The organism is Candidatus Nitrotoga sp. 1052 (assembly GCF_927312905.1).
Classification (GTDB): Bacteria; Pseudomonadota; Gammaproteobacteria; order Burkholderiales; family Gallionellaceae; genus Nitrotoga.
In genome coordinates this window covers 1-24,658 of the sequence record NZ_CAKMHQ010000017.1, presented here as the reverse complement: position 1 = coordinate 24,658, position 24,658 = coordinate 1, and the positions used below count along the sequence as shown (strand labels likewise).

24 protein-coding genes and 1 pseudogene are annotated in these 24,658 nt (G+C 50.5%); 6 read left to right on the top strand and 19 right to left on the bottom strand.

Annotated elements, in window-relative coordinates:
- Window positions 1–144: 144 nt before the first annotated feature.
- The 11 genes from MJ768_RS03770 to MJ768_RS03720 form a co-directional block, all read right to left on the bottom strand.
- Window positions 145–345 carry a zinc-finger domain-containing protein gene (locus MJ768_RS03770; RefSeq protein WP_239288076.1) on the bottom strand — a complete coding sequence of 67 codons (201 nt, stop codon included), beginning with the start codon at window positions 343–345 and terminating at the stop codon, window positions 145–147.
- Between the two features lie 10 nt (window positions 346–355).
- A complete protein-coding gene (locus MJ768_RS03765) occupies window positions 356–1,276 on the bottom strand; it encodes a branched-chain amino acid transaminase (RefSeq protein WP_239288075.1) in 921 nt (306 codons plus the stop codon).
- A 164-nt stretch (window positions 1,277–1,440) separates the two neighbouring features.
- Window positions 1,441–2,469: an N-acetyl-gamma-glutamyl-phosphate reductase gene (gene argC / locus MJ768_RS03760; protein ID WP_239288073.1), complete on the bottom strand. Its 1,029-nt coding sequence runs from the start codon at window positions 2,467–2,469 to the stop codon at window positions 1,441–1,443.
- 217 nt (window positions 2,470–2,686) lie between these two features.
- On the bottom strand, window positions 2,687–3,079 hold the full coding sequence (gene rpsI / locus MJ768_RS03755) for a 30S ribosomal protein S9 (protein WP_239288072.1): 393 nt from the start codon (window positions 3,077–3,079) through the stop codon (window positions 2,687–2,689).
- Between the two features lie 2 nt (window positions 3,080–3,081).
- Window positions 3,082–3,519, bottom strand: a complete 438-nt coding sequence (gene rplM, locus MJ768_RS03750) for a 50S ribosomal protein L13 (RefSeq protein WP_239288071.1) — start codon at window positions 3,517–3,519, stop codon at window positions 3,082–3,084.
- A 213-nt stretch (window positions 3,520–3,732) separates the two neighbouring features.
- On the bottom strand, window positions 3,733–5,247 hold the full coding sequence (gene purF, locus MJ768_RS03745; protein WP_239288070.1) for an amidophosphoribosyltransferase: 1,515 nt from the start codon (window positions 5,245–5,247) through the stop codon (window positions 3,733–3,735).
- Window positions 5,248–5,263: 16 nt separating this feature from the next.
- Complete coding sequence (locus MJ768_RS03740) at window positions 5,264–5,764, bottom strand: CvpA family protein (protein WP_239288068.1); 501 nt, start codon at window positions 5,762–5,764, stop codon at window positions 5,264–5,266.
- A gap of 2 nt (window positions 5,765–5,766) precedes the next feature.
- Window positions 5,767–6,387 (bottom strand): SPOR domain-containing protein, encoded by a 621-nt coding sequence (locus MJ768_RS03735; RefSeq protein ID WP_239288067.1) that lies wholly within the window; start codon window positions 6,385–6,387, stop codon window positions 5,767–5,769.
- Window positions 6,362–7,711 (bottom strand): bifunctional tetrahydrofolate synthase/dihydrofolate synthase, encoded by a 1,350-nt coding sequence (gene folC / locus MJ768_RS03730; RefSeq protein ID WP_320415721.1) that lies wholly within the window; start codon window positions 7,709–7,711, stop codon window positions 6,362–6,364. The genes MJ768_RS03735 and folC overlap by 26 nt, the downstream gene beginning before the upstream one ends.
- A 225-nt stretch (window positions 7,712–7,936) precedes the next feature.
- Window positions 7,937–9,406 carry a protein adenylyltransferase SelO gene (locus MJ768_RS03725; protein ID WP_239288064.1) on the bottom strand — a complete coding sequence of 490 codons (1,470 nt, stop codon included), beginning with the start codon at window positions 9,404–9,406 and terminating at the stop codon, window positions 7,937–7,939.
- A 99-nt stretch (window positions 9,407–9,505) separates the two neighbouring features.
- Entirely contained in the window at window positions 9,506–10,048 is a 543-nt protein-coding gene (locus MJ768_RS03720) for a DUF2062 domain-containing protein (protein ID WP_239288063.1), read from the bottom strand.
- A 99-nt stretch (window positions 10,049–10,147) separates the two neighbouring features.
- On the opposite strand from MJ768_RS03720, the gene MJ768_RS03715 reads away from it, so the two are divergent.
- The 4 genes and pseudogenes from MJ768_RS03715 to MJ768_RS15345 form a co-directional block, all read left to right on the top strand.
- A complete protein-coding gene (locus MJ768_RS03715; protein WP_239288062.1) occupies window positions 10,148–12,691 on the top strand; it encodes a cation-translocating P-type ATPase in 2,544 nt (847 codons plus the stop codon).
- Window positions 12,692–12,698: 7 nt separating this feature from the next.
- Window positions 12,699–15,140 carry a DNA internalization-related competence protein ComEC/Rec2 gene (locus tag MJ768_RS03710; RefSeq protein ID WP_239288061.1) on the top strand — a complete coding sequence of 814 codons (2,442 nt, stop codon included), beginning with the start codon at window positions 12,699–12,701 and terminating at the stop codon, window positions 15,138–15,140.
- Window positions 15,141–15,304: 164 nt separating this feature from the next.
- Entirely contained in the window at window positions 15,305–15,556 is a 252-nt protein-coding gene (locus MJ768_RS03705) for a hypothetical protein (RefSeq protein ID WP_239288059.1), read from the top strand.
- A pseudogene (locus MJ768_RS15345) lies at window positions 15,556–15,687 on the top strand (IS3 family transposase); the annotation flags it as partial. The gene MJ768_RS03705 and the pseudogene MJ768_RS15345, both read left to right, overlap by 1 nt.
- A gap of 25 nt (window positions 15,688–15,712) precedes the next feature.
- Here the strand turns inward: MJ768_RS15345 and MJ768_RS03700 are convergent.
- Together MJ768_RS03700 and alr are read right to left on the bottom strand one after the other, a co-directional pair.
- Window positions 15,713–17,050, bottom strand: coding sequence for a GAF domain-containing sensor histidine kinase (locus tag MJ768_RS03700; RefSeq protein ID WP_239288057.1), 1,338 nt, complete (start codon window positions 17,048–17,050; stop codon window positions 15,713–15,715).
- Between the two features lie 395 nt (window positions 17,051–17,445).
- The gene (gene alr, locus MJ768_RS03695; RefSeq protein ID WP_239288056.1) at window positions 17,446–18,522 is read right to left on the bottom strand and encodes an alanine racemase; all 1,077 of its coding nucleotides are present in this window, start codon (window positions 18,520–18,522) and stop codon (window positions 17,446–17,448) included.
- Window positions 18,523–18,618: 96 nt separating this feature from the next.
- Between alr and lplT the strand changes: the two genes are divergently transcribed.
- Window positions 18,619–19,857 (top strand): lysophospholipid transporter LplT, encoded by a 1,239-nt coding sequence (gene lplT, locus MJ768_RS03690; protein ID WP_239288055.1) that lies wholly within the window; start codon window positions 18,619–18,621, stop codon window positions 19,855–19,857.
- A gap of 12 nt (window positions 19,858–19,869) precedes the next feature.
- On the opposite strand, the gene MJ768_RS03685 is transcribed toward lplT, so the two are convergent.
- From MJ768_RS03685 to ispD, 5 genes are all read right to left on the bottom strand, one after another.
- Window positions 19,870–20,619 carry a uracil-DNA glycosylase gene (locus MJ768_RS03685; protein WP_239288054.1) on the bottom strand — a complete coding sequence of 250 codons (750 nt, stop codon included), beginning with the start codon at window positions 20,617–20,619 and terminating at the stop codon, window positions 19,870–19,872.
- A complete protein-coding gene (rimI, locus tag MJ768_RS03680) occupies window positions 20,616–21,080 on the bottom strand; it encodes a ribosomal protein S18-alanine N-acetyltransferase (protein ID WP_239288053.1) in 465 nt (154 codons plus the stop codon). Before rimI ends, MJ768_RS03685 begins: the two co-directional genes overlap by 4 nt.
- Window positions 21,077–21,748, bottom strand: coding sequence for a tRNA (adenosine(37)-N6)-threonylcarbamoyltransferase complex dimerization subunit type 1 TsaB (gene tsaB / locus MJ768_RS03675; RefSeq protein WP_239288078.1), 672 nt, complete (start codon window positions 21,746–21,748; stop codon window positions 21,077–21,079). Before tsaB ends, rimI begins: the two co-directional genes overlap by 4 nt.
- A gap of 101 nt (window positions 21,749–21,849) precedes the next feature.
- On the bottom strand, window positions 21,850–22,320 hold the full coding sequence (gene ispF / locus MJ768_RS03670) for a 2-C-methyl-D-erythritol 2,4-cyclodiphosphate synthase (protein ID WP_239288046.1): 471 nt from the start codon (window positions 22,318–22,320) through the stop codon (window positions 21,850–21,852).
- A gap of 2 nt (window positions 22,321–22,322) precedes the next feature.
- The gene (gene ispD, locus MJ768_RS03665; protein WP_239288043.1) at window positions 22,323–23,003 is read right to left on the bottom strand and encodes a 2-C-methyl-D-erythritol 4-phosphate cytidylyltransferase; all 681 of its coding nucleotides are present in this window, start codon (window positions 23,001–23,003) and stop codon (window positions 22,323–22,325) included.
- A gap of 475 nt (window positions 23,004–23,478) precedes the next feature.
- Between ispD and MJ768_RS03660 the strand changes: the two genes are divergently transcribed.
- On the top strand, window positions 23,479–23,685 hold the full coding sequence (locus tag MJ768_RS03660; RefSeq protein WP_239288041.1) for a hypothetical protein: 207 nt from the start codon (window positions 23,479–23,481) through the stop codon (window positions 23,683–23,685).
- Between the two features lie 175 nt (window positions 23,686–23,860).
- On the opposite strand, the gene MJ768_RS03655 is transcribed toward MJ768_RS03660, so the two are convergent.
- Window positions 23,861–24,316, bottom strand: a complete 456-nt coding sequence (locus tag MJ768_RS03655; protein ID WP_239288039.1) for a tetratricopeptide repeat protein — start codon at window positions 24,314–24,316, stop codon at window positions 23,861–23,863.
- Between the last annotated feature and the right edge of the window lie 342 nt (window positions 24,317–24,658).

Below are 24,658 nucleotides of genomic sequence, written 5' to 3'. Positions count from 1 at the left end.
CGCCTAGGAGCCTGTCGGACTTCTCTTGTAACTCATTGATTAAATTGATGCGCCCATTATTTAATCAAATTAATTTATATATAAAAAACAATATGTTACGCTGTTTCAAAACTCGAAGTCCGACAGTCTGCTAGCGGGAATTTTTTAATGATGTCCTTTAGGTAACTCGCCCTTGAACTTGTATAGTGTGCCGCAATAGGGGCAGCGCGCTTCGCCGATCTTGTCAACTGGGATGACCACCCTGGGATGTGCATTCCATAGGCTCATATTGGGCATGGGACAATAAAGCGGCAAGTCTGCGGCAGTCACTTCGATATAGCGTAGCTTGGCGTGTTCGGCTTGCATATAATTCCCCTTAAACGTGTGCCAACCAATCGGCATATTGCGGATTTTTTCCACTGACACAATCGAAAAACAGCGCTTGCAGACGCGTTGTGATTGGACCGCGCATACCATTGCCTATGGTGCGGTTGTCTAGCTCGCAGATCGGCGTAACTTCTGCTGCAGTCCCAGTAAAGAAAGCTTCGTCGGCGCAATATACCTCATCGCGCGTGATGCGTTTTTCGATCAGTTGCATGCCAAGACCAGCCGCAAGTGTAATGATGGAGTCGCGCGTAATGCCTTCCAGGCAGGAAGTCAGGTCGGGGGTATACAACTTGCCTTTTTTCACAATAAAGATATTCTCGCCCGCTCCTTCCGCTACATAACCATCCACGTCCAGTAGCAGCGCCTCATCATAGCCATCGTGCGCCACTTCTTGATGGGCCAGAATGGAGTTGGTGTAGGTACCGACTGATTTTGAACGACACATATTAATGTTTACGTGGTGGCGGGTGAAACTGGAAGTTTTTACACGAATGCCTTTTTCCATTCCCTCTACACCAAGATACGCGCCCCATGGCCAAGCTGCAACGGCGACATGGGTGCTAATAGCAGTGGCGGCGATGCCCATGGCTTCTGAGCCATAGAACACAATGGGCCGGATGTAACAGGACTCCAAATTATTGGCACGCACTACTTCGCATTGCGCCTCCATTAGAGTTTCTTTGTCGAACGGCATCTTCATCTTGAAGATATAAGCTGAATTGAACAGGCGGTCGGTATGATCCTTAAGGCGGAAGATTGCCGTGCCCTGAGTAGTCTTGTATGCACGCACACCTTCAAACACTCCCATGCCGTAGTGCAGTGTATGCGTCAATATGTGAGTTGTGGCATCTCGCCAAGGTACGAGTTTGCCGTCATACCAGATAAAACCGTCGCGGTCAGCCATAGACATGGTTGAATTTCCTTAAGAGTATTGCAAAGACCGCAATTCTAACGTTTTCCCTGTACTTTATGAAGCGTTGAGCTTCTTGATCTGAGGTAAGCTGAAAAAATAACTATTGACGTTTTGTTAAGCTTGAGACGGAAGTGTCAAATAAAGCATTGACTTTATGCATTCTACGGCAACAGAGGGATGTTGGTCAGCGCTGTCATTTCGGGTAGGCCAAACATAATGTTCATATTCTGTACCGCTTGACCGGCCGCACCTTTGACCAGATTGTCAATTATTGACAATACAACCACAGTGTTACCTTGTTGCGGCCGGTGTACCGCGATACGACAGCAATTCGCACCGCGTACCGTGCGCGTTTCCGGATGACTACCGGCTGGCATTACATCCACGAATATCTCATTGGCGTAACGCTGCTCATATAGCGCCTGTAGGTCGGCATCACATTGTATGCGCGCATACAATGTGGCATGAATGCCGCGTATCATTGGTGTAAGGTGTGGCACAAAGGTCAGGCCAACATTCTGTTGTGCCGCTCGCGCAAGTCCTTGACTAATTTCTGGTAAATGACGATGCCCAGATACACTATAAGCTTTGAAATTATCCGCTACCTCGGAAAACATGATACTAACCTCTGCCTTGCGCCCCGCGCCGGACACACCGGATTTCGCATCGGCAATCAAGCTGTCGCAGTCCACAATCCCCGCTTCCAGCAGCGGAATAAAACCGAGCTGCACAGCCGTTGGATAGCAACCTGGATTGGCCACTAGCCGTGCATGTTTAATCTGCTCGCGGTTACTCTCTGGCAGACCATATATTGCTTCAGGCACCAGATCAGGGCAGGCGTGGCTCATGCCATACCATTTTTCCCACACCCCCACGTCTTGAATACGAAAGTCCGCCGCTAAATCTATTATCCGCACCCCTGCGTCAAGCAATGCACGTGCATGATGCATGGCAATGCCATTGGGTGTGGCAAAGAACACCAAGTCACATTGATCCAGATGTGCTTCATCTTGGTGGGTAAAACATAAATCCACATAGCCGCGCAAGCTGGGAAACATCTGGCTGACTGGCATTCCTTGGTCGGCGCGCGAGGTAATGGCGTGCAACTCCACTTGCGGATGTTGCGCCAGTAGCCGCAGCAGCTCGACGCCCGTATAACCTGTGCCTCCAACGATACCAACTTTAATCACTTCTTCCCCTATTGAACTTTGCGTTATCTATAGCAAAAACATTCAGCAGCCATAATTCCTGTGGAATCCGCCGACAGTATCATGCACGTTTCAGAACATGACAAATTTAACCGCTTTATGAAATGCTCGACTGTTTGCCAACTATTTATTTGACAGAATAATACAACGAAAATGAAAAGCCGCCCAAAGGCGGCTTTTCCAAACACTCCGAATACGCTTAACGCTTGGAGAATTGCTTGCGGCGGCGCGCCTTGCGCAAGCCAACTTTTTTACGCTCGACTTCACGCGCATCGCGGGTAACGAGTCCAGCTTTGCTCAACATTGGCTTCAAGGTCGCGTCAAAGTCTATCAAAGCACGAGTAATGCCATGACGCACCGCCCCAGCTTGGCCAGATTCACCACCTCCACACACGTTTATCATAATGTCGAATTTGTTAAGCATGTCAGTCAGCTCCAGCGGCTGACGCACTATCATGCGACCAGTTTCTCTCGAAAAAAATATATCGAGCGGCTTATCATTTACCACGATATCGCCCTTGCCTGGTTTAATGAATACACGAGCTACTGCGCTCTTGCGGCGACCGGTGCCATAGTTGTAAGTCACGTTCATGATTAAGCTTTCAATAGATCAATAGGTTTAGGTTGCTGCGCCGCATGAGGATGTTCAGCACCACCATAAATCTTAAGCTTACGCAACATGGCATAGCCTAACGGGCCTTTTGGCAGCATACCTTTGACCGCTTTTTGCAGCACGCGGTCTGGATGACGTTCCTGCAACTTGATAAAGTTAGTCGTATAAATCCCGCCAGGATAGCCAGTGTGACGGTGATAGACCTTGTCTTGCGCCTTGTTACCGGTAACGCGCAGCTTTTCAGCATTGACCACGACGATAAAGTCGCCCGTGTCCACGTGTGGCGTATATATCACCTTATGTTTGCCGCGTAGACGGGCTGCAATTTGGCTAGCTAAACGACCTAAAATTTTGTCGGCAGCATCTACCAAATACCAGTCATGCTGGACTTCATGGGGCTTAGCTGAAAATGTTTTCATGGCACTTCCTAAAACAAAAATTAGTAAACTTCGAAGGGCGCGAATTTTATGCTAAAAGACCAGCCCCTGTCAAACAAATTCAATTCTCGGTTTCAGCATCAAGGACAATTGCTATTTATATAGCATGCTTTTTCTGGCAGCTTTGAGTTCTATCAGATAGATCATCCGGTGAACTGGCAATCTCAGCATCACAATAGTAATTTTCTTTACTGGTTAGGCGACTAAATCAAGATCAAGCTGGCTAACATCATCATCCGTATTGACCTTGCCATTTTCTCGCGCCGCTTCAATTTCGTTGAGATACTCTGATGTGACATCTCCGGTGATGTAATCTCCATCAAAGCATGAAGCATCAAAGTACTGAATATCCGGATTTGTCTTGCGCACTGCCGCTTTAAGGTCATCAAGATCCTGATAAACTAACCTGTCTGCACCGATCTCACGGCAAATTTCCTCATCACTGCGGCCGGTGGCAATCAGCTCCTTGCGGCTTGGCATATCTATGCCATACACATTAGGAAAACGCACCGGAGGTGCGGCGGAGGCGAAATACACCTTGCGCGCTCCGGCATCACGCGCCATTTGAACAATTTCACGGCTAGTGGTGCCGCGTACGATGGAATCGTCCACCAACAGGACATTTTTATCCTTGAATTCCACGCTTATTGCATTTAGTTTCTGGCGTACCGATTTTTTCCGCATTGCCTGTCCCGGCATAATGAAGGTACGCCCAATATAACGGTTTTTTACGAAACCCTCGCGGAATGAGATACCCAAACGATTAGCCAATTGCAAGGCACTAGGACGGCTGGAGTCCGGAATGGGAATAACTACATCAATATCATGTTGCTGCCATTCGCGGGTGATTTTGTCGGCCAGGTTTTCACCCATGTTCAAGCGTGTCTCATATACCGAAACCCCATTAATCACCGAATCCGGACGCGCCAGATAAACATACTCAAAAATGCATGGGTTAAGTGTGGGGTTTTCTGCACATTGCTGACTGTGAAAATTTCCATCAAAGTCAACAAATACCGATTCGCCTGGTGCAATATCACGCAGAAACTTGAAACCTAGCGTATCCAGCGCTACGCTTTCCGAAGCGATCAAATATTCCGTGCCATTTTCAGTTTGATGGCTACCCAATACCAGCGGTCGGATGCCATAAACATCGCGAAACGCAAGCAGGCCATAACCCGCAATCATCGCCACCACTGCGTAAGCACCACGGCAGCGACGATGCACCCCGGATACGGCGTCAAAGATATTCTTAATATCAAGACGATAGCGCATTGTGGAATTGGCTTGCAACTCATGCGCAAGCACATTGAGCAGCACTTCCGAATCGGAATTGGTGTTTACATGTCGCCTATCTTCAAGAAACAATTCCTGCTGCAATTGCTCGGTATTGGTCAAGTTGCCATTATGCCCAAGCACAATACCGAATGGCGAGTTGACATAAAATGGCTGCGCTTCATTGTGATCAATGGCGGAACCCGCAGTAGGATAGCGCACATGAGCTATGCCCGCATTGCCGCGCAGCGCTCGCATGTTACGCGTTCGGAACACATCGCGTACCAGGCCATTACCCTTGTGCAGGTGAAAGGTATTTCCTTCGATAGTGGCAATACCCGCAGCATCCTGCCCGCGATGCTGCAACACTAGCAAGCCATCATATAGAACTTGATTGGCCGATGTTTGCGCGACAACGCCTAGAATGCCACACATGTTTTAACCCCAATATTCATTTTTTCAATCCGAAATGCACACGGCGCGCCACGCTATCTGGCAACCAGACTAGGCTAGCTAGAGCCATGCTTTCCAACGGTTCACTCAGCTTCGCCTCACGCCAAAACGGCTTTTTCGGCAAATCAGTCAACCCCGCCAGCAGCACCAACATCAGCACTAATAGTGTGCCACGTAACATGCCAAATAGACTGCCGAATAAGCCGTCTATCCAACCGAGGCCGGTCGATTTGATTAATTTCGATAACAACAATACCACGACACCACTGACGATCAAGGTAGCCACAAACAGCAAGATAAAAGCAACCGTGACCTTGATCGCATCCATCCCTAGCCCTGCCGGCATTAACGCTGCCAAATTAACAGCCTGCCAACGTGCCACCATGTAAGCTACCACCCAACCGAGTAGCGACAACACCTCATACACAAAACCGCGCCACCATCCCACCAACACCGACCATACGGCGATCATAATGACAGTATAATCAAACCATGTCATGCCTAATACGCTGGACTTACCGTCGGTTTCAGCCCTTGCGCCTCCAGTTTTTTGTACACATTGTCTGCAGCTTCACGCGTGGCATAAGGACCGGCGCGTACACGGGTCTTGCTGCCTACCTTCTCGGTGTAAACCTTGATATTTTGTTTACTCAATTTTTTCTGCCATTGGTGCGCGGTGTCGGCATTAGCAAATGCACCGACCTGCACCACAAAACCGGAGTGTGGCGTGGGCTGCCTGTTCTCTATATGTATATCCCCATCAGGCTTGGTTTCAGACTTGACTGGAGCAAGCTTACTTTCAAGCACTTGCGATGCCGCGACCACCTGATCTGTAACGACAGGTAGGCTGGGCACTGTTGAAACAGGAGCAGCAACCGGTGAAGAGACTGCAAGAACAGAGACAGGCGCTGGCGGCATGCCCATCTTGGGCATGAACTCTCCTACCTTATCTTTGTCTGGAATGCGCAACTCAATATTCTGTCCCCCTAACTTGGGTTCGCTATCCAACACCATGGGCAGCAGTACCACAATTACGATGGCAAGTGCCACCGCGCCAATCAACCGGCGTCTTGCCCGACGCTTCAGACCGACTTCATCATCCATGAGTTGTTTTGCCATCATGTATCTCCGCGCAAATCAAGGGTCGCGCAGACTGCGCACGCATCACCTCTGCTACTGTATAGAATGAACCAAACACTATAATTCTATCATTTTCGACGGCCTCATTACAGGCATGCCGTAGAGCATCTGTTACCGTGACAAACGTCAGCACCGCGCTTTTCACTCCCTCGGCATATAACACTCTGGATAATTCCGTGGCCGTTGCGCCGCGCGGCGCGGCTATGCCCGCCACTAGCCAGATATCCACCTGCCCCTTGAGCGCACGCGCCACACTGGCCATATCCTTGTCCTTAAGCATGGCGAACACTGCGAAAGTTTTGCGACAGGGCGGCAAGTCGGCCAAATTTTGCGCCAGCGAGCGCGCAGCTTGGGGATTGTGCGCCACATCCAGAATCAGCATAGGCCTGCCGGGCACAACCTGAAAACGACCTGGCAGCATTACCTCGACCAAGCCGCGCCGCACCGCCGCCATGCTCACCGGCAGTTTATTCTTAAGCGCATCCAGCGCCGCCAATGCGGCGCTGGCATTGTGCAATTGAAATGCTCCACGCAAAGATGGATAGGGCAAGGCGCTGCGAGTACCACCCACACCATGGTAATTCCACTGCTGCGCGCCTGCCGTGAAACTGAATTGCTCGCCCAGACACCACAACTGCGCGCCGACATGCTGCGCCTGAGCGCGAATCGTAATGGGCACATCCATATCGCCAAACACCGCCACTTCCCCGGCACGATAAATTCCCGCCTTCTCAAACGCAATCTGTTCACGCGTATCACCAAGATACTCCATATGATCCAAATCTATACTGGTGACTACCGCACAATCATGGTCGAACACATTAACCGCATCCAGCCGTCCACCCAGTCCAACTTCCAGTATCGCCACCTCTACCGCTTGATCGATAAAACATTGCATCGCAGCCAGCGTGCCGAACTCGAAATAGGTTAACGAAATTTCTGATAATTCATCATTGCCCCGCAAGCCGACATCCATTTTTTGCAAGGGAGGAACAGCTCGCGCCTGCTCTACCCGCTCGAATGCTGCGCACAGTTCCGCATCACTGGCCTGCCGCTGGCCGATGCGGACGCGCTCGTTGTAATCCAGCAAATGCGGCGAGGTATAGCAGCCAACACGATAACCCGCCGCATGCAATATGCTTTCGAGCATTGCACACACTGAGCCCTTGCCGTTGGTACCGCCGACAACAATGACAGGGAAAGTTGGGTTGAGTCCCAGCTGCTGTTTAACTTTTGCAACGCGCTCAAGACCCAGCTCAATGGCTTTTGGATGCTTGGTCTCAAGATAGACGAGCCAGTCGCTCAATGCGCTATGCTTACCTAACATAGCGACCTAACTTTTTGTTTATTGTGGATTTGCGTGATAAATTTCTCATTCAGGTAGCATACGTGTGAGCAACTTTAGCCGCAGACATTCGTCATCAAACAACACATAAAATCTACTCTATCAGCCAAGCTTAAATTCAGGCTAAGCGTCATAGGTGATGCTTAGTGTGCCGCAGCAAGCCAAGAACGGTACAGACAGTATTCATCAGGATGAACAACTTACAACGACATGACGCGCCCAATCCGGTGCTGGCGCGGCATAATCTTCCATCTCTGGCTGCTCATCGAAGGGTCGGCTAAGCAATGCCAACAAACGATCTACTTCCGAAAAGTTGCGGTCCCGTTCAGCCACGGCAATCGCACTTTGCGCCATGGAATTGCGCAGAATATATTTCGGGTTGGCCTTGTCCATACGTACCTTTCGCTCCTCGTCCGTTCCCGGCTCGCTTTGCAGGCGTGTACGATAAATTTCGGCCCAAGCGTCGAACGCCGATCGATCGATGAATCGATCACGCAACTCGCTATTTTTCTCTTCCGGCGCGATTTTGAACCGACCTAAACTGCGAAACAGATTAGTATAATCAAGCTGACTTGCACGCATCATTTCCAACAGTGGTGTGATAAGAGCAACATCTTCTTTGCTGACGTTGGTTAGACCCAGCTTCTTGCCCATCAATTCAATATAGTGTTCGAAGTATGTCGGCTCGTAATTCTCCAGGGCCTCTTGCGCCTCCTCCACCGCGATAATAGGCGTTAAAGCCTGCGCCAGACAAGACAGATTCCACAGGCCGATTTGCGGCTGCTGATCAAAGGCGTAGCGCCCGCCATGGTCGGAGTGATTGCAAACAAAACCCGGATCGTAGGTTTCCATGAAACCGAACGGACCATAATCGAAAGTCAGCCCGAGGATCGACATGTTGTCCGTATTCATCACGCCATGTGCGAAACCGACAGCCTGCCATTTAGCCATCAGATTAGCGGTACGCGTGATTACCTCATTCAAAAAACGCAAGTATTTGTCCGGTGCATCGATGATGTCAGGAAAATGCTTGGCGATAACATAATCAGCGAGCAAGGCGATCGGTTCATGCTGATCCCTATAGGCGAAAACCTCAAATGAACCGAAACGCACATGCGACGGTGATAAACGAGTCACCACGGCAGCGCTTTCGATAGTCTCGCGGTACACCTCTGCATCGCTGCCCACAATGCACAAAGCGCGAGAAGTAGGAATGCCCAAGCCATGCATCGCTTCTGAACACAAGTATTCACGAATGCTGGATCGCAGCACGGCACGCCCATCGCCATTGCGCGAAAACGGTGTGATGCCTGCCCCTTTCAATTGAATATCCCAATACTCTCCAGCGCTGTTTTGTATTTCACCAAGCAAAATTGCGCGTCCATCTCCCAGTTGCGGCACAAAATAACCAAACTGGTGCCCGGCGTAGAGCATCGATAACGGTTCGCTGCCGGGCAGCAAACGATTGCCGATAAAATACTCGGTGAAATCCGCGCGCTCAACTTCGGTTACATCCAGGTTAATTAATTCGGCGGCACTCGCATTAAAACTAACCAAATAGGAATGGGGCAAAGGCGTAGGATTCAGACGACTATGAAAAATGTCTGGCAGCCGAGAAAAAGTATTATCAAAATTCAGTTGGTCAAGTTTTTTCATAGCAAAATTTATATTTAGTCGATAAATTCGGCTTGCCGAAAACTATACAAGGTTATAAAAAATTGAGCACAGTGGCGCACGCTCCGCCCATGAAAACCATCACCGCCGCCGTGATGCACGCTTGCGCCATTCCCATACCACAATCGCATACCACAGCATGCGCACACTAAAATAACCCACAATAGCAAAAATTAACGCCAAAAGCGGCAAGCCAGCAGCGAGGGGTTTGCCCAATGACACAACCCAATCCAGCATGACGGTAGGCCAGTTAATCCAAGTCATTTCCGGCAGGGAAAGGTTAACGGGCGACTGGCCGTTATTATGCCCGGTAACAAATACACCAAGCTGATATGCCAGCGCATAGAGCGGCACGATGGTAAGTGGGTTGGTGTACAGCGTGGTGACCGCAGCCACCGGCAAATTAACGCGGAACAGCACTGCCAGCAAAGCTGCGCCTATTATTTGAAGCGGACCAGGAATCAGGCCGGTGAACAGCCCGACGGCTACGCCGCCCGACACTGAATGGCGGTTAAGATGCCATAGGTTGGGATGATGTAGCCAGCCGCCAAACCAGCGCGCCCAACGGCTTTGTTTGAATGTTTCATGGCTGGGCAGGAATTTTCTGAAATATTTTTTCGGCACGGGTATTCGTTTAATAAGGCAAAATCGTTGCTAAGCAAAATCAGGATAGTAGATTACCTGATTTTATTGAATATGCCAGCCCTCTTTAGAAGTTTGCACATGAGTCCGAAAATACCCGACCCAACTGATATGCGCGGCCTGACGCATGCCGAAGCACGTGGGCGACTGCAAGCTGAAGGTATGAACGAATTGCCCGCAGCCAGGAGCCGCGACATCCCGGCGATTGCACTGGAAGTGGTGCGCGAACCAATGTTCTTGCTGTTGTTGGTGGCTGGAATGATTTATCTGCTGTTGGGCGATATCAGCGATGCGCTGATGTTGCTGGGCTTTGTGTGCATGGTGATGGGGATCACCATTTATCAGGAACGCAAGACGGAACGTGTGTTGGAGGCATTGCGCGACATCAGTAGCCCGCGCGCGCTAGTGGTGCGTGAAGGTGTCGCGCAACGCATCGCCGGACATGAAGTGGTGCGCGGCGATATCCTGATTCTGGCCGAAGGTGACCGGGTGCCGGCGGACGCGGCGCTGATTTCCTGCAATGATTTTGCGACGGATGAATCAATGCTCACTGGCGAATCGGTGCCGGTACGCAAGATCGGTCAACCTGATGCCCTCAAGCTGCGCCCGCCCGGCGGCGATGATTTGCCGTTTGTGTATTCCGGCACGCTGGTGGTGCAAGGACGCGGCACCGCGCGTGTGCTGGCGACCGGACCGCACACCGAACTCGGCAAGATCGGCAAGGCATTGCAGGTCTTGGATATCGAGACCACGCCGTTGCAAAAAGAGATCAACAGGCTGGTGCGCAACCTCGCCATTGTCGGCGCCCTGTTAAGCTTGCTATTGGTAATGGTCTATGGCCTGAGCCGTGGTGATTGGCTGCACGGGTTTCTGGCTGGCATCACGCTGGCAATGTCAATTTTGCCGGAGGAATATCCATTTGTGTTGATCGTGTTCATGGCGATGGGGGCATGGCGCATTTCACGCCATCAGGTGCTGACCCGCCGCATGCCTACGGTAGAAACGCTGGGCTCGGCCACTGTGCTGTGTGTAGACAAGACCGGCACGCTCACGCTCAATCAAATGACAGTACAGCAACTAATTGCTGGCGATGCATCGTTCGTAGTGGCTACATCGCACACTCAATTACCCGAGACATTTCATGAGTTGGTCGAGTTCAGCATTCTGGCGAGTAAAACCGATCCCTTTGACCCAATGGAAAAAGCCATCCACACGCTCGGCGAATATTATCTGGCCGACACAGAACATCTGCACCATGATTGGGCGCTGGTACATGAGTATTCATTGTCGCCGGAACTACTCGCGCTCTCTCACGTATGGCAGGCAAGCGACCGCAATGAATACGTAGTGGCAACAAAAGGCGCGCCGGAAGCAGTGGCTGATTTGTGCCATCTGGATGAGCATAAATTATCCATACTTGCCACTCAGGTCAATGTTCTCGCTGCACAAGGCATGCGCGTATTGGGGGTAGCCAAGGCCAGTTATCGCGGTCGTGAATGGCCAGGTGTCCAGCATGACTTCGAGTTCGAATTTATCGGCCTGATCGGATTGGCTGATCCAGTCCGCCCTACCGTTGCAGCGGCGCTCAAGGAGTGCACTGCGGCAGGCATCCGCGTTGTGATGATTACCGGCGATTATCCCGCTACCGCTGCCGCAATTGCTCAACAAATCTGTCTGCCCGGTGGGCACGACAGCATCATTACTGGTATGGAACTTAATCAAATGGATGATGCAACATTGCGCGAACGCATCCGCCACAACAATATTTTCGCGCGCATGGTGCCGGAGCAAAAACTGCGACTGGTGAACGCGCTCAAGGCAAACGGCGATATAGTGGCGATGACCGGCGATGGGGTAAACGACGCTCCTGCGCTAAAAGCGGCGCACATCGGCATCGCCATGGGTGGGCGTGGCACCGATGTGGCACGCGAAGCGGCCGCACTGGTATTGCTGGATGATGATTTTGCTTCAATCGTGCGCGCAGTTCGCATCGGACGCAGTATCTTCGATAATCTGCGCAAAGCTATGGCTTATATTCTTGCGGTACACATACCCATCGCCGGCTTGTCGCTGATCCCCCTGTTACTAGGCTGGCCAACAGTATTCGTTCCGGTCCATATCGTGTTTATGGAAATGATCATCAACCCGGCCTGCTCCATCGCCTTCGAAGCGGAACCAGCAGAGCAGAATGTCATGCGGCGCCCACCGCGCAGCCCACAGGAGCCGCTGTTCGGAAGACAGGTCATCCTGCTCAGCCTATTACAGGGTACGTTACTGATGCTAACCACACTCCTGGTGCTGGGCTATGCACTGCATCATGGCGCAGCGGAAGAGGAAGCCCGCGCACTAACTTTTTCCACGCTAGTCATCGGTAATCTTGGGCTCATTTTGGTCAACCGTTCCTGGCAACTTAACATCTTCAGTTCGCTCAACAGCCGCAATTCTGCACTGTGGTGGGTGGTGGGAGGTGCGCTTTCTTTCCTTCTGCTGACCCTGCATTTACCCTTTTTGCGCGAAATATTTCACTTCGCCCCTCTCACTCCCTATCAACTCGCGTTGAGTTTTGCTGCCGGTCTGTGCAGCGTGCTCTGGTTCGAATTGTTCAAGCTCATTCGGCGGCACTAAACAATCTATGCGCTATGCCGTTTTATTTTTTGCATTTGGCGTATGGCTGTTGCAACAACAGGCCGTGCTTCCCAACCTCGCTTGGGGTGGACTGACTTTATTGCTCGCTACTGCTTTGATGCTGCCACGTAGCACTCTTTTGCAGCGCAAAGCATACCCTGCTCTTCTTGCAGCATTTGCCTTTACCTTTGGTTTTTTCTACGCAACATTTTTTGCGCAACAACGTTTGTCCGATGCTCTACCTGCCGAATGGCAGGGCAAAGATATTCAAATCATAGGTGTGGTGGGAAAACTTCCCATACAGCATGAACACGGACTTCGTTTTGTCTTCGATGTGGAACAGGTGCTCACCCCCAATGCCATTGTTCCGCCACATATCTTGCTTGCCAGTTACGATGGTGCACGGGAAGAACCTCTCGACATCCATGCCGGTGAACGCTGGCGATTCACTGTACGCTTGAAGCAGCCGCACGGCAGCAGCAATCCTCACGATTTTGATTTTGAAGCTTGGATGCTGGAAAACAAGCTGCGCGCCAACGGTTATATTCATCAAACGCAAGATAACTTGCGACTGGATGCGTTAGTGCAATCACCTGATTACTACATCCAGAGCCTGCGCGAAAAAGTGCGCGACCGTATCCAAAAAACGTTAAATCCCCTCCCCAGTCAGCTTAACCCCGTGCAAATCCCGCACGCCGCACGTGGAAAATGGGTTCGCGATAATACTGAAGTGAGTGTCGTCGAAAAAAATAATTACATCGGCGTGTTAACCGCACTTGCCATCGGCGACCAGGCCGGCATCCCATCGGCGCAGTGGCAGGTTTTCACGCGCACTGGAGTTAATCATTTGATGAGTATTTCCGGCCTGCACATCACCATGCTGTCAGGGCTGGCGTTTGCTGCAACCTATTGGTTATGGCGGCGCAGTGCGCGCCTCACGCGCGCGCTACCAGCACGCAAAGCTGCTGCACTCATCGGCTTGCTGGTGGCGCTCGGCTATGCGCTACTGGCAGGATACGGTGTACCGGCGCAACGCACGGTGTATATGCTGGCCACGATCGCTTCCGTGTTGTGGCTCTCACGCACAGTCGCATCGTCGCAAACTCTTGCCGCCGCATTGCTCGTTGTATTGTTGCTAGACCCATGGGCGGTGCTGTCGCCAGGATTCTGGCTTTCTTTCGGTGCGGTGGCATTGATTTTTTATGTAACGGCGCACCGCTTGCGCCCTCCGCACTGGTTAGTAACCTATGGTCGCGTTCAATTGGCCATGAGCATCGGATTGATTCCGCCGCTGTTGGCAATGTTCCAGCAAGTTTCACTGGTATCGCCCATCGCTAATGCTTTTGCCATTCCGTTGGTCAGCTTCGTGGTGGTGCCGCTCACCCTGCTGGGCACTGTACTTCCCTTCGATTGGCTGCTGTGGCTGGCGCATCAGGCCATGGGGGTGTGCAGCTACCTGCTGGAGTGGCTGAATAACCTGCCAGAGGTGGTATGGACACAGCACGCACCGCCCACATGGAGCATAGCCATCGGCATGTTTGGTGTGCTATGGATGTTATTGCCGCGCGGATTCCCCGCACGCTGGCTGGGACTAATCGCCCTGCTACCGATGTTTCTGGTACTGCCCGCAGCACCACCAGAAGGTACACTACGCCTGGTAATTTTCGATGTCGGACAAGGCTTGGCGGTAGCCGCGCAGACACACAACCATGCACTGCTGTATGACACCGGCCCCAATTTTAATAGCGAGGCCAACAGTGGCAACCGCATCCTCATCCCGGCGCTGCGCGGTATGGGCATCGCGCAACTCGACGGCCTGATTCTTACCCACGATGACAACGATCACACCGGCGGCGCATTATCTATATTGCAAGGTATGCCGGTAAATTGGCTCTCATCCTCGCTGGCAACAAACCATCCCCTGTTGCAACACGCTTCGAATACCCAGCGCTGCATGGATGGACAAACCTGGGAATGGGACGGAGTGCACTTTGAAGTACTACACCCGACAGCGGAAAGTTATGCAGTAGAAAAAATCCGCGACAATAACCGCGGCTGCGTGTTGAAAATCAGCACAGGCAAACACAGCGTGCTGCTCGCCGCCGACATCGAAAAAGAATCCGAATGGCGATTACTGAAACAGCAAGAGGAGAAGCTCCCCGCTACGCTCTTGGTGGTGCCACACCACGGCAGCAAAACCTCGTCGGTGAATGCTTTCGTGGCGGCCATACATCCGCGCTATGCTGTATTCACAGTGGGTTACCGCAATCGCTTCGGTCATCCCCGAGAAGAAGTAGTCGAGCGTTATCGTGCGATTGGCAGCGAACTATTGCGCTCGGACAAGGACGGCGCAATTGTGGTTGAAATGGATACACAAAGCATTAGCGTGGAGCGATATCGCAAAAGCCACGCACGTTATTGGCAGCAAACCGTTTCTGATGAGTCTTGAATGTAAGTGCGTTGTTCATGGGGTTGGAGTCTGAACACGTGACCCGTGATCAATCTGAGGTAATTTGAAATAAGCACACCAAAGTTTCGTTAAACTTGAAACGGAGATTCCAATATTGCAATGAATACCAAACGCGATTTATATCAAGGAATTTCGAGTACAGGATGCGCCGTGTGCTCGATGTTTTAGAAAGTAATTATTACGAATTGCATGGTTGTCCACCGTCCAGGGGCAAACAAGAAAAAGTGCGACTGGAAGTGGAAATTCAGGTGGCACACCAGCGGACACGCGAGGCCAACAGTGCCAAGCGCCTGCACAGCGACGTGGTCGATCATGGCATACAAGACCCGTCCCGGGTTCAGAAGCTGCATGAAAATATTGGGCTGCGCTGCAAACAAAACTCAAATTCAGCCTGACCAGCGATTCAAGGCATAAATTGCCGGACGCCCCTAACCGGCTGAACAGGGAACTTACGGTCAGTTTTCCGAATAAAGTGTGGGTATCGGACATCACCTATATTCAGACCGATGAGGGCTGGTTCTTCATTCAGAATTTAGTGTACGAATTTAGATCTACCCGTTAGACGTTGCCACAAATTCAATCGCCGAAACACCACCACCGCCAGATGGTTCGGAAGGCAATTTTATCCAAAATATGGTACCCACTCCTACAGTACTTTCCACCCCTATAGTTCCTCCCATCATCTCAACCAATTTTTTAGTTACGACTAAGCCGAGACCGGTACCTTCTTCTGCACCGGATTCCTGACCCAGTCGATTATACGCCTGGAATAACTGGCCTAATTTTTCCAGAGGTATGCCTGAACCAGTATCTTTTATATTGATAAGAACCCACTCCAGATTACTAATGCACTCGATGCTTACTGTCCCTCCGGGCTGGTTATATTTGATCGCATTGGAAATGAGATTGATGAAGATTTGCTTCAGCCGAGTTCGATCCGCATAAATATAGATAGGATTTTCACTCTGATTAAAGCTCACATAAATGTTCTTGATTTGAGCCTGGGGTTTCATCATTGCCTGACATTCCCGTAAGATGCTAAACAGGCATAATGATTCTACCCTTACTGGTAACCTCCCTGATTCAATGGCCTCACGACTAAGATGCTCTTCAATCAATTTTGATTGGTGCCAACCTGCTTGAATAATTTGATTAATGTTAAATAATTGAGAAGGAGTCAGAGATAGCTTATCCATCTGCAGTAACTGAGCAAAGCCAAGGATAGAATTAAGAGGTGATTGCAGTTCATGGGCGAGATTTGAAATAACATCTGATTTTGTTAAGCTGGCGTTTTCAGCTGAGCATTTCGCGTTATCCAACTTAACTATAGTACGAATGGAGTTAAGACGAAGCTCCAACTGATCAATAACAAGTGACGCTAAATCTTGTAAATTCGTTAACTCCCCATTATTTAAAATGCGGGGTTTTTTATCAATCACACACAGCGTTCCCAAATTAAAACCATCGCTTGTGGTCAATGGCACGGCTACATAAAACCGTAAACCCAGTTCCCCAACAACAAGTGGATTTGTTAAAGCGCGTGCGTCATGAGCAGCATCTTCAATAACATATGGGCCATTCTGCAAAATGGCTGATGCGCAAAGCCCGGGTTCGCGGCCAACTTCAGTTGCCTCAACACCAAAATGGGACTTAAACCATATTCGATCCGAATCCACGATGCTTACAATGGCGATGGGCACATTGAATAAGCGTGCTGCCAGAGCGGTAATTCGATCATAAGTACCGTCAGGAGGTGTATCTAATATATCGTATCGTCTTACAGCATGAAGACGCATGACCTCATTCGTGGAGAAAAGTGGCTCTTTAACATTAGAGTCAGCATTTGATGACGCAATCGAAAACTGGGAGTCGTCCAAGGAATAAACCATAATTTTTTAGTCCTCAAAATTAAATATTCTGACAACTTTAATTCCCACTGAGGCCTGTACCAAATCGTCTGATACAGAATGAAGAATACTAAGATTTTATCTTTTTATAACCAGGACAAATTAAAATAAATATAGGGAAACGCTAAACAGTATTCATAGATACGGAATTTATCACTGCATAAAAGATGTTATCTAATTAGAGCACGTTTTCTTCTTATCCTACCTCACTCCTAGAATTATCTTATAAAAAGAATTCTCCATTTGTCAAGATTTATAAACGCCAACAGCGCAAAGGCAAGACGCGAAGCTGCTAACTTATATGGTTGCTAGAGCAAACTCCTGAGCGACTTCTTAGCTATTTTCAGGACAAGTGCGTTCGATATACAATTTACACTTCATCGGGCCTGATCAAAAGTCACAATCGGCACGCGCGCGGTCAGTGCGCACAGCAACTCGTAGCTGATGGTACCTGCCGCATGAGCTACCTGTTCCACTGGCAAACCTTCTCCCCACAACGTCACACGACTACCCACATCAGTAGTGGGTAACGCACTTAAATCCACACTCAGCATGTCCATCGAGATGCGTCCCACAATGCGCGTACGCTGATCGCCCACCAGCACTGGCGTGCCAGTTGGTGCATGGCGCGGATAGCCGTCGGCATAGCCGCAGGCGACCACACCAACACGCATGGGAGCCTCGGCGCGAAATAAGCCGCCATAACCGATAGTTTCGCCCGCACTCAAATCTTGCACCGCAATGATGCGGCTTTGCAGTGTCATCACTGGCTGCAAGCCGAGGTGTTGCGCGCTGACTTCCGCGAACGGCGATGCACCATACAGCATGATGCCAGGGCGCACCCAATCGGCATGGGTTGCTGGAAAGCGCAACAGGGCGGCGGAATTGGCCAGCGAGCGCGCCATGCGATAGGGCGCAACCAGTGTATTGAATACATCTAGTTGTGCAGCCACACCGGTCGCTTCGTCAGCCTGGGCAAAATGCGTCATTAGCGTGATGCCGCTTACGGCAGGGTGAACCTTGAGTCTTTCCAGCGCAGCGTGAACCTTGTCTGGAGCAAAGCCTAAACGGTTCATACCGCTGCCGACTTTGAACCACACCTCCAAGCTACCACGGCTCGGATATGCCTCCAGCATGTCGATCTGTTGCTGGTTGTGAATCACACAGGCGAGATCATATTCGGCCACCAGCGACAAATCGTCCGGGGTAAAAAAACCTTCCAGCAGCAGGATAGTCTGACCGAACCCCGCGTCGCGCAGGCATATCGCATCGCGGATATCCAGCAGTGCGAAACCTTCCGCCTCATTCAGCGCTTCGGCGGCACGTAATAAACCATGGCCATACGCATCGGCCTTGATCACCGCCATGATGCGCGCGCTGCTCGCGCGACGTGCGACTTGCAGGTTCCATTCTAACGCGGAAAGATCAATGCGAGCTTGGATCGGACGGGGCATGAATGAAAGGTTACAGGATAAAATAGGTTCCTGTTAATGATAGCAGGCATCCTATTTTCGTGATATAAAACGCGCTCTTAAAAATTGCGCCTCCCAATGAATCGCGGATTTTATATCATACTTGCGGCGCAGTTCTTTTCCGCACTCGCAGACAATGCCCTGCTATTTGCCGCCATCGCCTTACTTCACGAAGTACATGCGCCAGAATGGCATACCCCGATATTGCAAGCAGCATTTGTGGTGTCTTACATCGTGCTGGCACCTTTTGTAGGCGCCTTCGCTGATTCGCTGCCCAAGGGTCGCGTGATGTTCATCAGCAACAGCATCAAGCTGTTCGGCTGTATCGCCATGCTGGCCGGAGTAAATCCGCTCCTCGCCTACGCAGTGGCAGGTCTGGGCGCTGCGGCCTATTCCCCGGCAAAATACGGCATCCTTACCGAATACTTGCCGCCCGACAAATTAGTACTGGCAAATAGTTGGATAGAAGGATTGACTGTCGCCGCCATCGTGCTTGGCGCAGTGCTGGGGGGTATACTCATCGGCCCGAACATTTCAGGCCAGATGCTGCAATGGTGGGACGTACCGATAGTAGAAACCGGCATCGACTCCGCGCCGGAACTGGCTATCTCCATCATCACGGTTATTTATCTCATCGCGGCGTTGTTCAATCTCTACATCCCGCGCGTGCCGATCGAGCACAAGCCGTTAAGCCGCAACCCAGGGTTCTTGGTAAGTGAATTCGCGCATTGTTTCAAGCTGCTCTGGAAAGACCCCCTAGGACAAGTGTCGCTGAGCGTTACCACGCTATTCTGGGGGGCGGGCGCCACGTTACGTTTAATCGTGTTGGCATGGGCCGCCACCGTACTTCACTATGATATGGGCGAGGCCGCCAAGCTCACCGCTTGGGTCGCCATCGGCATCGCTATCGGCTCCGTACTAGCGGCTAAATTCGTAAAACTGGAACACTCTGTGAAAGTGTTGCCCATAGGCATCGCCATGGGACTGATGGTACTAGCCATGATCCCGGTTACCAACTCGCCACTTGCCATTGCGCTGCTCATCATTATTGGCGCAATGGGCGGCTACCTCTTGGTACCCATGAATGCCCTGTTACAGCATCGCGGCCACTTGCTAATGGGTGCCGGCAGATCAATCGCTGTGCAAAACTTTAATGAAAACATCAGCATTTTCGCCATGCTCGCATTGTTTGCCTTAATGCAAAAACTGGAATTAAACATTCAAACTATTACTTTAGTGTTCGGCCTGTTGCTCTCAGGCATCATGACGGTGTTGTATAAAAAACACAGTCATGATCAGGATGCGGGGCAGATGTAGCCTTCTTTAATCTCAAGCCAACCCCTGCATCGTAGCAACTGCCAGGCACAGATCGTCCCATGCTTTGGCTTTTTTCAGCGGGGTGCGCAGCAGATAGGTCGGATGGTAAGTGATGATGAGTGGAATACCTTTCGCCAAACCATGAGCGAATGAACCGCGATAGTCATGCAGCTTGCCACGCAGGTCAGGCAACGTAGCGTCATGCCCCAGCAATAAGGCGGCGGTTTCACCCAGAGCCACGATCAGCTTGGGCTGGATAAGTTGAATCTGGCGTTCCAGGTAAGGCACGCATTGAGCGATCTCACTGGCTTCTGGCGTGCGATTGCCGGGTGGGTAGCATTTAACGATGTTGGTAATGTAAACATTGTGGCCGCGTTTCAGCTTAATTGCAGCCAACATATTATCGAGCAACTTGCCGGATTGACCCACGAACGGCTCACCTTGAACATCTTCGTCCGCGCCCGGCCATTCGCCCACGAACAACCAGTCTGCCCGCACATCACCCATACCAAAAACCGTCTGTGTACAACTCGCACGCAGCTTGCAAGCTGTACAATTTTTCACCAATTCTTTTAATTCAGGCCAGTTGCAACTGTCCAGATTTTGTAAGTCTGATTTTTCCATTACAGACTGACTTGCCACTTGCTCTGTCATAGGTTGAGCCGCCACAGTCACTTGCTCAAGTACAGACGTGGCTTGTCCGCGCCGTTGCCACAGCGGATAGAGATTAAGCTCACGTAATATTGCTTCTTCTCGATTCACAGTAAATATTCCATCACAACCGCATCTTCGCGCCCATTGTCTGCCGCATAATAGCCACGGCGCAGGCCAATTTCGCGAAACCCCACATCGCGATATAGTCCCAGCGCCGCCGCGTTGGAAGGACGCACTTCCAGTAACATGCGCAGCATGTTGCAAGCGCGCGCAATTTCCATTGCTGCATCCAATAACCAACGGCCCACCCCCTTGCGTTGATATTCGGCGACAATGCCGATATTAAGCAAGTGTGCTTCATCCACTGCAAGCATGAACACAACATAGCCTAATATCTCACCCTCTGCCTCACACACCTTGCACACATAATTACTGTTAAGTGCATCGGTAAAATTCCCGCAAGACCACGGACAAGCATGCACGCGTTGCTCAATGCACACTATTTTGGCCAAGTCTGCTAGATTCATATCGCGCAAGACGGTGTGGTGAAGCAATTGGGACAAACTCATCGCTCGCTGGTTTTCAGCGCCACCTTGTCGCGTAAATAAAACGGCATGGCTTGTGCCGCATCCATGCCTTGACCGGCGGCAAATAGTGGCGCGGCAAATTCTGCAACAGCAATGGCCTGTGGTACGGCCTGCGTATCGCTGCCAGCAATTTGCCCGGCATAGCAATTATCTAATACAGCACCATACATGGCAAAACCACTGCCTGTGCCAAACCATCCAGATCCTTGAACCTGCGGCGCCTGTTGCGGCAAACACAAACTCGGCTCGCAAATCGTCACCCACACCCCCGCCCGTTTTTCATATACAGCATAATAAATCTCACCCATGCGCGCATCCAGTGCGGTGATCACTTTATCGTGACCAGCGGCTTGCGCTAATGCTTGCAGCGTACACACTCCCACCACCGGCAAATCCGCTCCCAGCGCCAATCCTTGCGTCACCCCACAGGCGATGCGCACGCCGGTGAATGAACCCGGCCCGGCGCCAAATGCAATACCATCTAATTCCGAGAGTTTAACACCCGTTTCATGCAATAAACTATCCAGTATCCCTATCAGCAATTCGGAATGGCGCTGCCCAACCAGTTCGCAACGATTGACGACATTGCCGTCCTGCCATAGTGCGACGGAGCAGTATTCAGTGGAAGTTTCCAGCGCCAATATACGCATCATTATTAAGAATTGCCCTATTGAATAATATGCACTTAAACATTCCCGTTTAAGCGGGAATGTTTAAGTGATGAAATGACATTGTCAAAATTTGTGTTGGTTCAGACTAACAATAGCGCGACAGCCTGCGCCGCAATACCTTCCCCGCGCCCGCTAAAGCCCAGCCTTTCAGTGGTGGTCGCTTTCACATTCACAGCATTCACCGCTATGCCCAAATCAGCGGCAATATTCTCTACCATGCGCGGAATGTGCGGTGCCATCTTGGGTGCTTGTGCAATGATTGTGGCATCCAAATTGCCTATGCGGAAACCCGCATTGGTCACCATACGCGCTACTTCGCGCAATAAAATGCGGCTATCAATATTTTTAAACTTGGTATCGGTATCTGAAAAGTGACGCCCGATATCACCCAGTGCTGCTGCACCCAGCAGGGCATCGCAGATGGCGTGCAACAACACGTCAGCATCGGAATGGCCAAGCAACCCCTTGTCATAGAATATCTCTACGCCACCAATAATTAACTTACGCCCCTCGACCAATTGATGAGCATCAAAACCCTGTCCGATTCTCATATTTATTTTCTTTGAGCTAACAGTAATTCCGCTAACTCGATATCCTGCGGATAAGTCACCTTAAAATTGCTGTAACTGCTTGTCACAAGTTTGGGATGAAACCCCAGCGCCTCGACTGCGGAGGCGTCATCTGTTACATTCGGGGCTGTTCGTAGCGCCTGCAGCAATAGCCCAGTGCGAAACATCTGCGGAGTCTGCGCCTGCCATACTCCCTCACGATTCTCGGTATGCACAATTCGGCATTCAGCATCGGCACGCTTCAAAGTATCCGCCACTGGCACAGCAAGAATGCCGCCAACCTCGTCGTCGCGCAATGCTTCAATCAAGCGTGCAAGCTGCTTATGGCTCAAACATGGCCGTGCAGCATCATGCACCAGCAGCCAGTCATCGAGTTCAAGTTCCGCGGCCATTAGTCCATTCAGCACGCTTTCCGCACGCGTTGCGCCACCACAAAATAGCGGCTGCAACTTTTCTCCGAATAACGACCAGTCATATCTATGCCAGTACACGTCATCAGGTGCGAGCACTACAAAGACATTACTGACATCCGGGCTGGCACACAAAGTTGCAAGTGCGTGATAAATCATCGGCTGTCCGGCCATCGACAGGTATTGTTTTGGTAACTCACTACCCATGCGAGAACCACAGCCAGCGGCGGGAACGAGTGCGAAAATTTCAGACATTGTTTTGAAGGGGAAATGCGGACCTGTTCAATCAGACCGTCTCAAGTCCAATACGAACTGCGGCATAGCCCTGATCTGCTTCAAAGATCATAAGCATCAACTAGTTGCCACTTTTTTGAAACATTCTATCATCTTCATTTCTCGGTGTACGCGGTCCATTTTCTTAAACGAGTGCTCCGGTAGCCACCGTAATGATCGGTTCAGTCGCCACCATGGTTATACATTTGATCGACGTTCCAGATACTCTGATCAAGTAACCGGTAATCATGGCAAGCACAGCCGCGCTTCAGCGACATGCTGTCCCTCTGGCTCCAATTCGGCGCCTGCATATAATGCTGACCACGGTCGCCGGTACTTAGTCCTCGCATTACGGCAATATGATTGCGAAAAAATTGGCTTATCTGGAGACCAAATCAGCATGATACTGTTCGCCTTACCGACCTCATTCCCGTAGTTAATGAAAAGCATTAGTTTCGTGGCAACTGTGAGAGCGCCGGATATCGAGGTTGGTAATGTACTGGGTGGCTGCTTGGTCAATCTGTCGATGCTGTCGGTGATCGATTCCTGCGCTGACGGATGTCGTTTACCTCTGCGCAAATCAAGCGAATATGTTGTTCCACTGCTTCAGTGTTGTGCTGATCCGCTGCGCGGGAATCAGCTTGCTACTTGGGTGGGTCGATGATGAAGGCGCTCGCCATCGGCCATATAGGCTCCCATACACTATTGATTCTACTTACTGTTGTGACTGGCCAAGGATATGGGATGTCACAACTCTTTCGTCGGCGCACTCTGTTGAGTAGCAACTTGTTGTTATTTCCATTCTGCCCTTTGTCTTTGCGACTTCATTTCTGATGTTTTTAGATTATTTGATTCGATTTCATCCAAGCACTTGATCGTCGCAGCGCTTCCGTAATTTGACCGGCTGTCATTTGTTCTTCGACAGTCCCAAGAAGATCCCTTCCATCCTCATCGAGTGCAAGATCCTCTCCCTCCTCATCGACAGCTCGGCCAGCAATACTTAACCACATAAATGCTTCGATGAGGTCCTGCTCAACCCCACGCCCTTGAGAATACATAATACCTAGGTTAATTTGTGATGGCGCAAATCGCTGTTCCGCAGATTTACGAAACAAAGCCACAGCTTTCCGTTCGTCCTTTACAACGCCATAGCCATTATTATACATATCACCCAGACAGAACTGTGCCTCTGGATCTCCCTCCTCTGCTGCTTTTCTAAAACACTTTTCCGCGCTGACATAGTCTTTACTCAAGAAAAAATTCAGCCCCTCTTTAAAGTCGATTGATTCACTCATATTTACTTTCCTACACAGTTTTATTGTTAACCTGTTCCATTACTCTTCGCTTGCTTCCACTTTTTATTCGACACTCAATAGAATTTTCAGTTCTGCGCTGCTATTACTAACATTGAGCGATTGCCGGAATAGAAATATTAAATTTCTTACCGACAATCAAACTCTCCGATCTTGCTTGCCCGTCATACTTCAAAAAAAATAGATAAAAGTTGTAAAAACTTATTATATTGGCAGACCTTATTTACAATCTATAAGGTTTTATACAATGCCTTCAACGACTTTACGCAGCAGCAGCGAGCCCATCCTGTTCCGGATGAGCGCCCAGAAATTTCGCACATCTTT

Bases quoted from the DNA above. Each gene is read 5' to 3' on its own strand.
- MJ768_RS03770 (WP_239288076.1), bottom strand. From the start codon at position 345: ATGCAAGCCGAACACGCCAAGCTACGCTATATCGAAGTGACTGCCGCA.
- MJ768_RS03765 (WP_239288075.1), bottom strand. From the start codon at position 1,276: ATGTCTATGGCTGACCGCGACGGTTTTATCTGGTATGACGGCAAACTC.
- rpsI (WP_239288072.1), bottom strand. From the start codon at position 3,079: ATGAACGTGACTTACAACTATGGCACCGGTCGCCGCAAGAGCGCAGTA.
- rplM (WP_239288071.1), bottom strand. From the start codon at position 3,519: ATGAAAACATTTTCAGCTAAGCCCCATGAAGTCCAGCATGACTGGTAT.
- purF (WP_239288070.1), bottom strand. From the start codon at position 5,247: ATGTGTGGCATTCTAGGCGTTGTCGCGCAAACATCGGCCAATCAAGTT.
- MJ768_RS03740 (WP_239288068.1), bottom strand. From the start codon at position 5,764: ATGACATGGTTTGATTATACTGTCATTATGATCGCCGTATGGTCGGTG.
- MJ768_RS03735 (WP_239288067.1), bottom strand. From the start codon at position 6,387: ATGATGGCAAAACAACTCATGGATGATGAAGTCGGTCTGAAGCGTCGG.
- MJ768_RS03725 (WP_239288064.1), bottom strand. From the start codon at position 9,406: ATGAAAAAACTTGACCAACTGAATTTTGATAATACTTTTTCTCGGCTG.
- MJ768_RS03715 (WP_239288062.1), top strand. From the start codon at position 10,148: ATGAGTCCGAAAATACCCGACCCAACTGATATGCGCGGCCTGACGCAT.
- MJ768_RS03710 (WP_239288061.1), top strand. From the start codon at position 12,699: ATGCGCTATGCCGTTTTATTTTTTGCATTTGGCGTATGGCTGTTGCAA.
- MJ768_RS03705 (WP_239288059.1), top strand. From the start codon at position 15,305: ATGCGCCGTGTGCTCGATGTTTTAGAAAGTAATTATTACGAATTGCAT.
- MJ768_RS03700 (WP_239288057.1), bottom strand. From the start codon at position 17,050: ATGGTTTATTCCTTGGACGACTCCCAGTTTTCGATTGCGTCATCAAAT.
- alr (WP_239288056.1), bottom strand. From the start codon at position 18,522: ATGCCCCGTCCGATCCAAGCTCGCATTGATCTTTCCGCGTTAGAATGG.
- lplT (WP_239288055.1), top strand. From the start codon at position 18,619: ATGAATCGCGGATTTTATATCATACTTGCGGCGCAGTTCTTTTCCGCA.
- rimI (WP_239288053.1), bottom strand. From the start codon at position 21,080: ATGAGTTTGTCCCAATTGCTTCACCACACCGTCTTGCGCGATATGAAT.
- tsaB (WP_239288078.1), bottom strand. From the start codon at position 21,748: ATGCGTATATTGGCGCTGGAAACTTCCACTGAATACTGCTCCGTCGCA.
- ispF (WP_239288046.1), bottom strand. From the start codon at position 22,320: ATGAGAATCGGACAGGGTTTTGATGCTCATCAATTGGTCGAGGGGCGT.
- ispD (WP_239288043.1), bottom strand. From the start codon at position 23,003: ATGTCTGAAATTTTCGCACTCGTTCCCGCCGCTGGCTGTGGTTCTCGC.
- MJ768_RS03655 (WP_239288039.1), bottom strand. From the start codon at position 24,316: ATGAGTGAATCAATCGACTTTAAAGAGGGGCTGAATTTTTTCTTGAGT.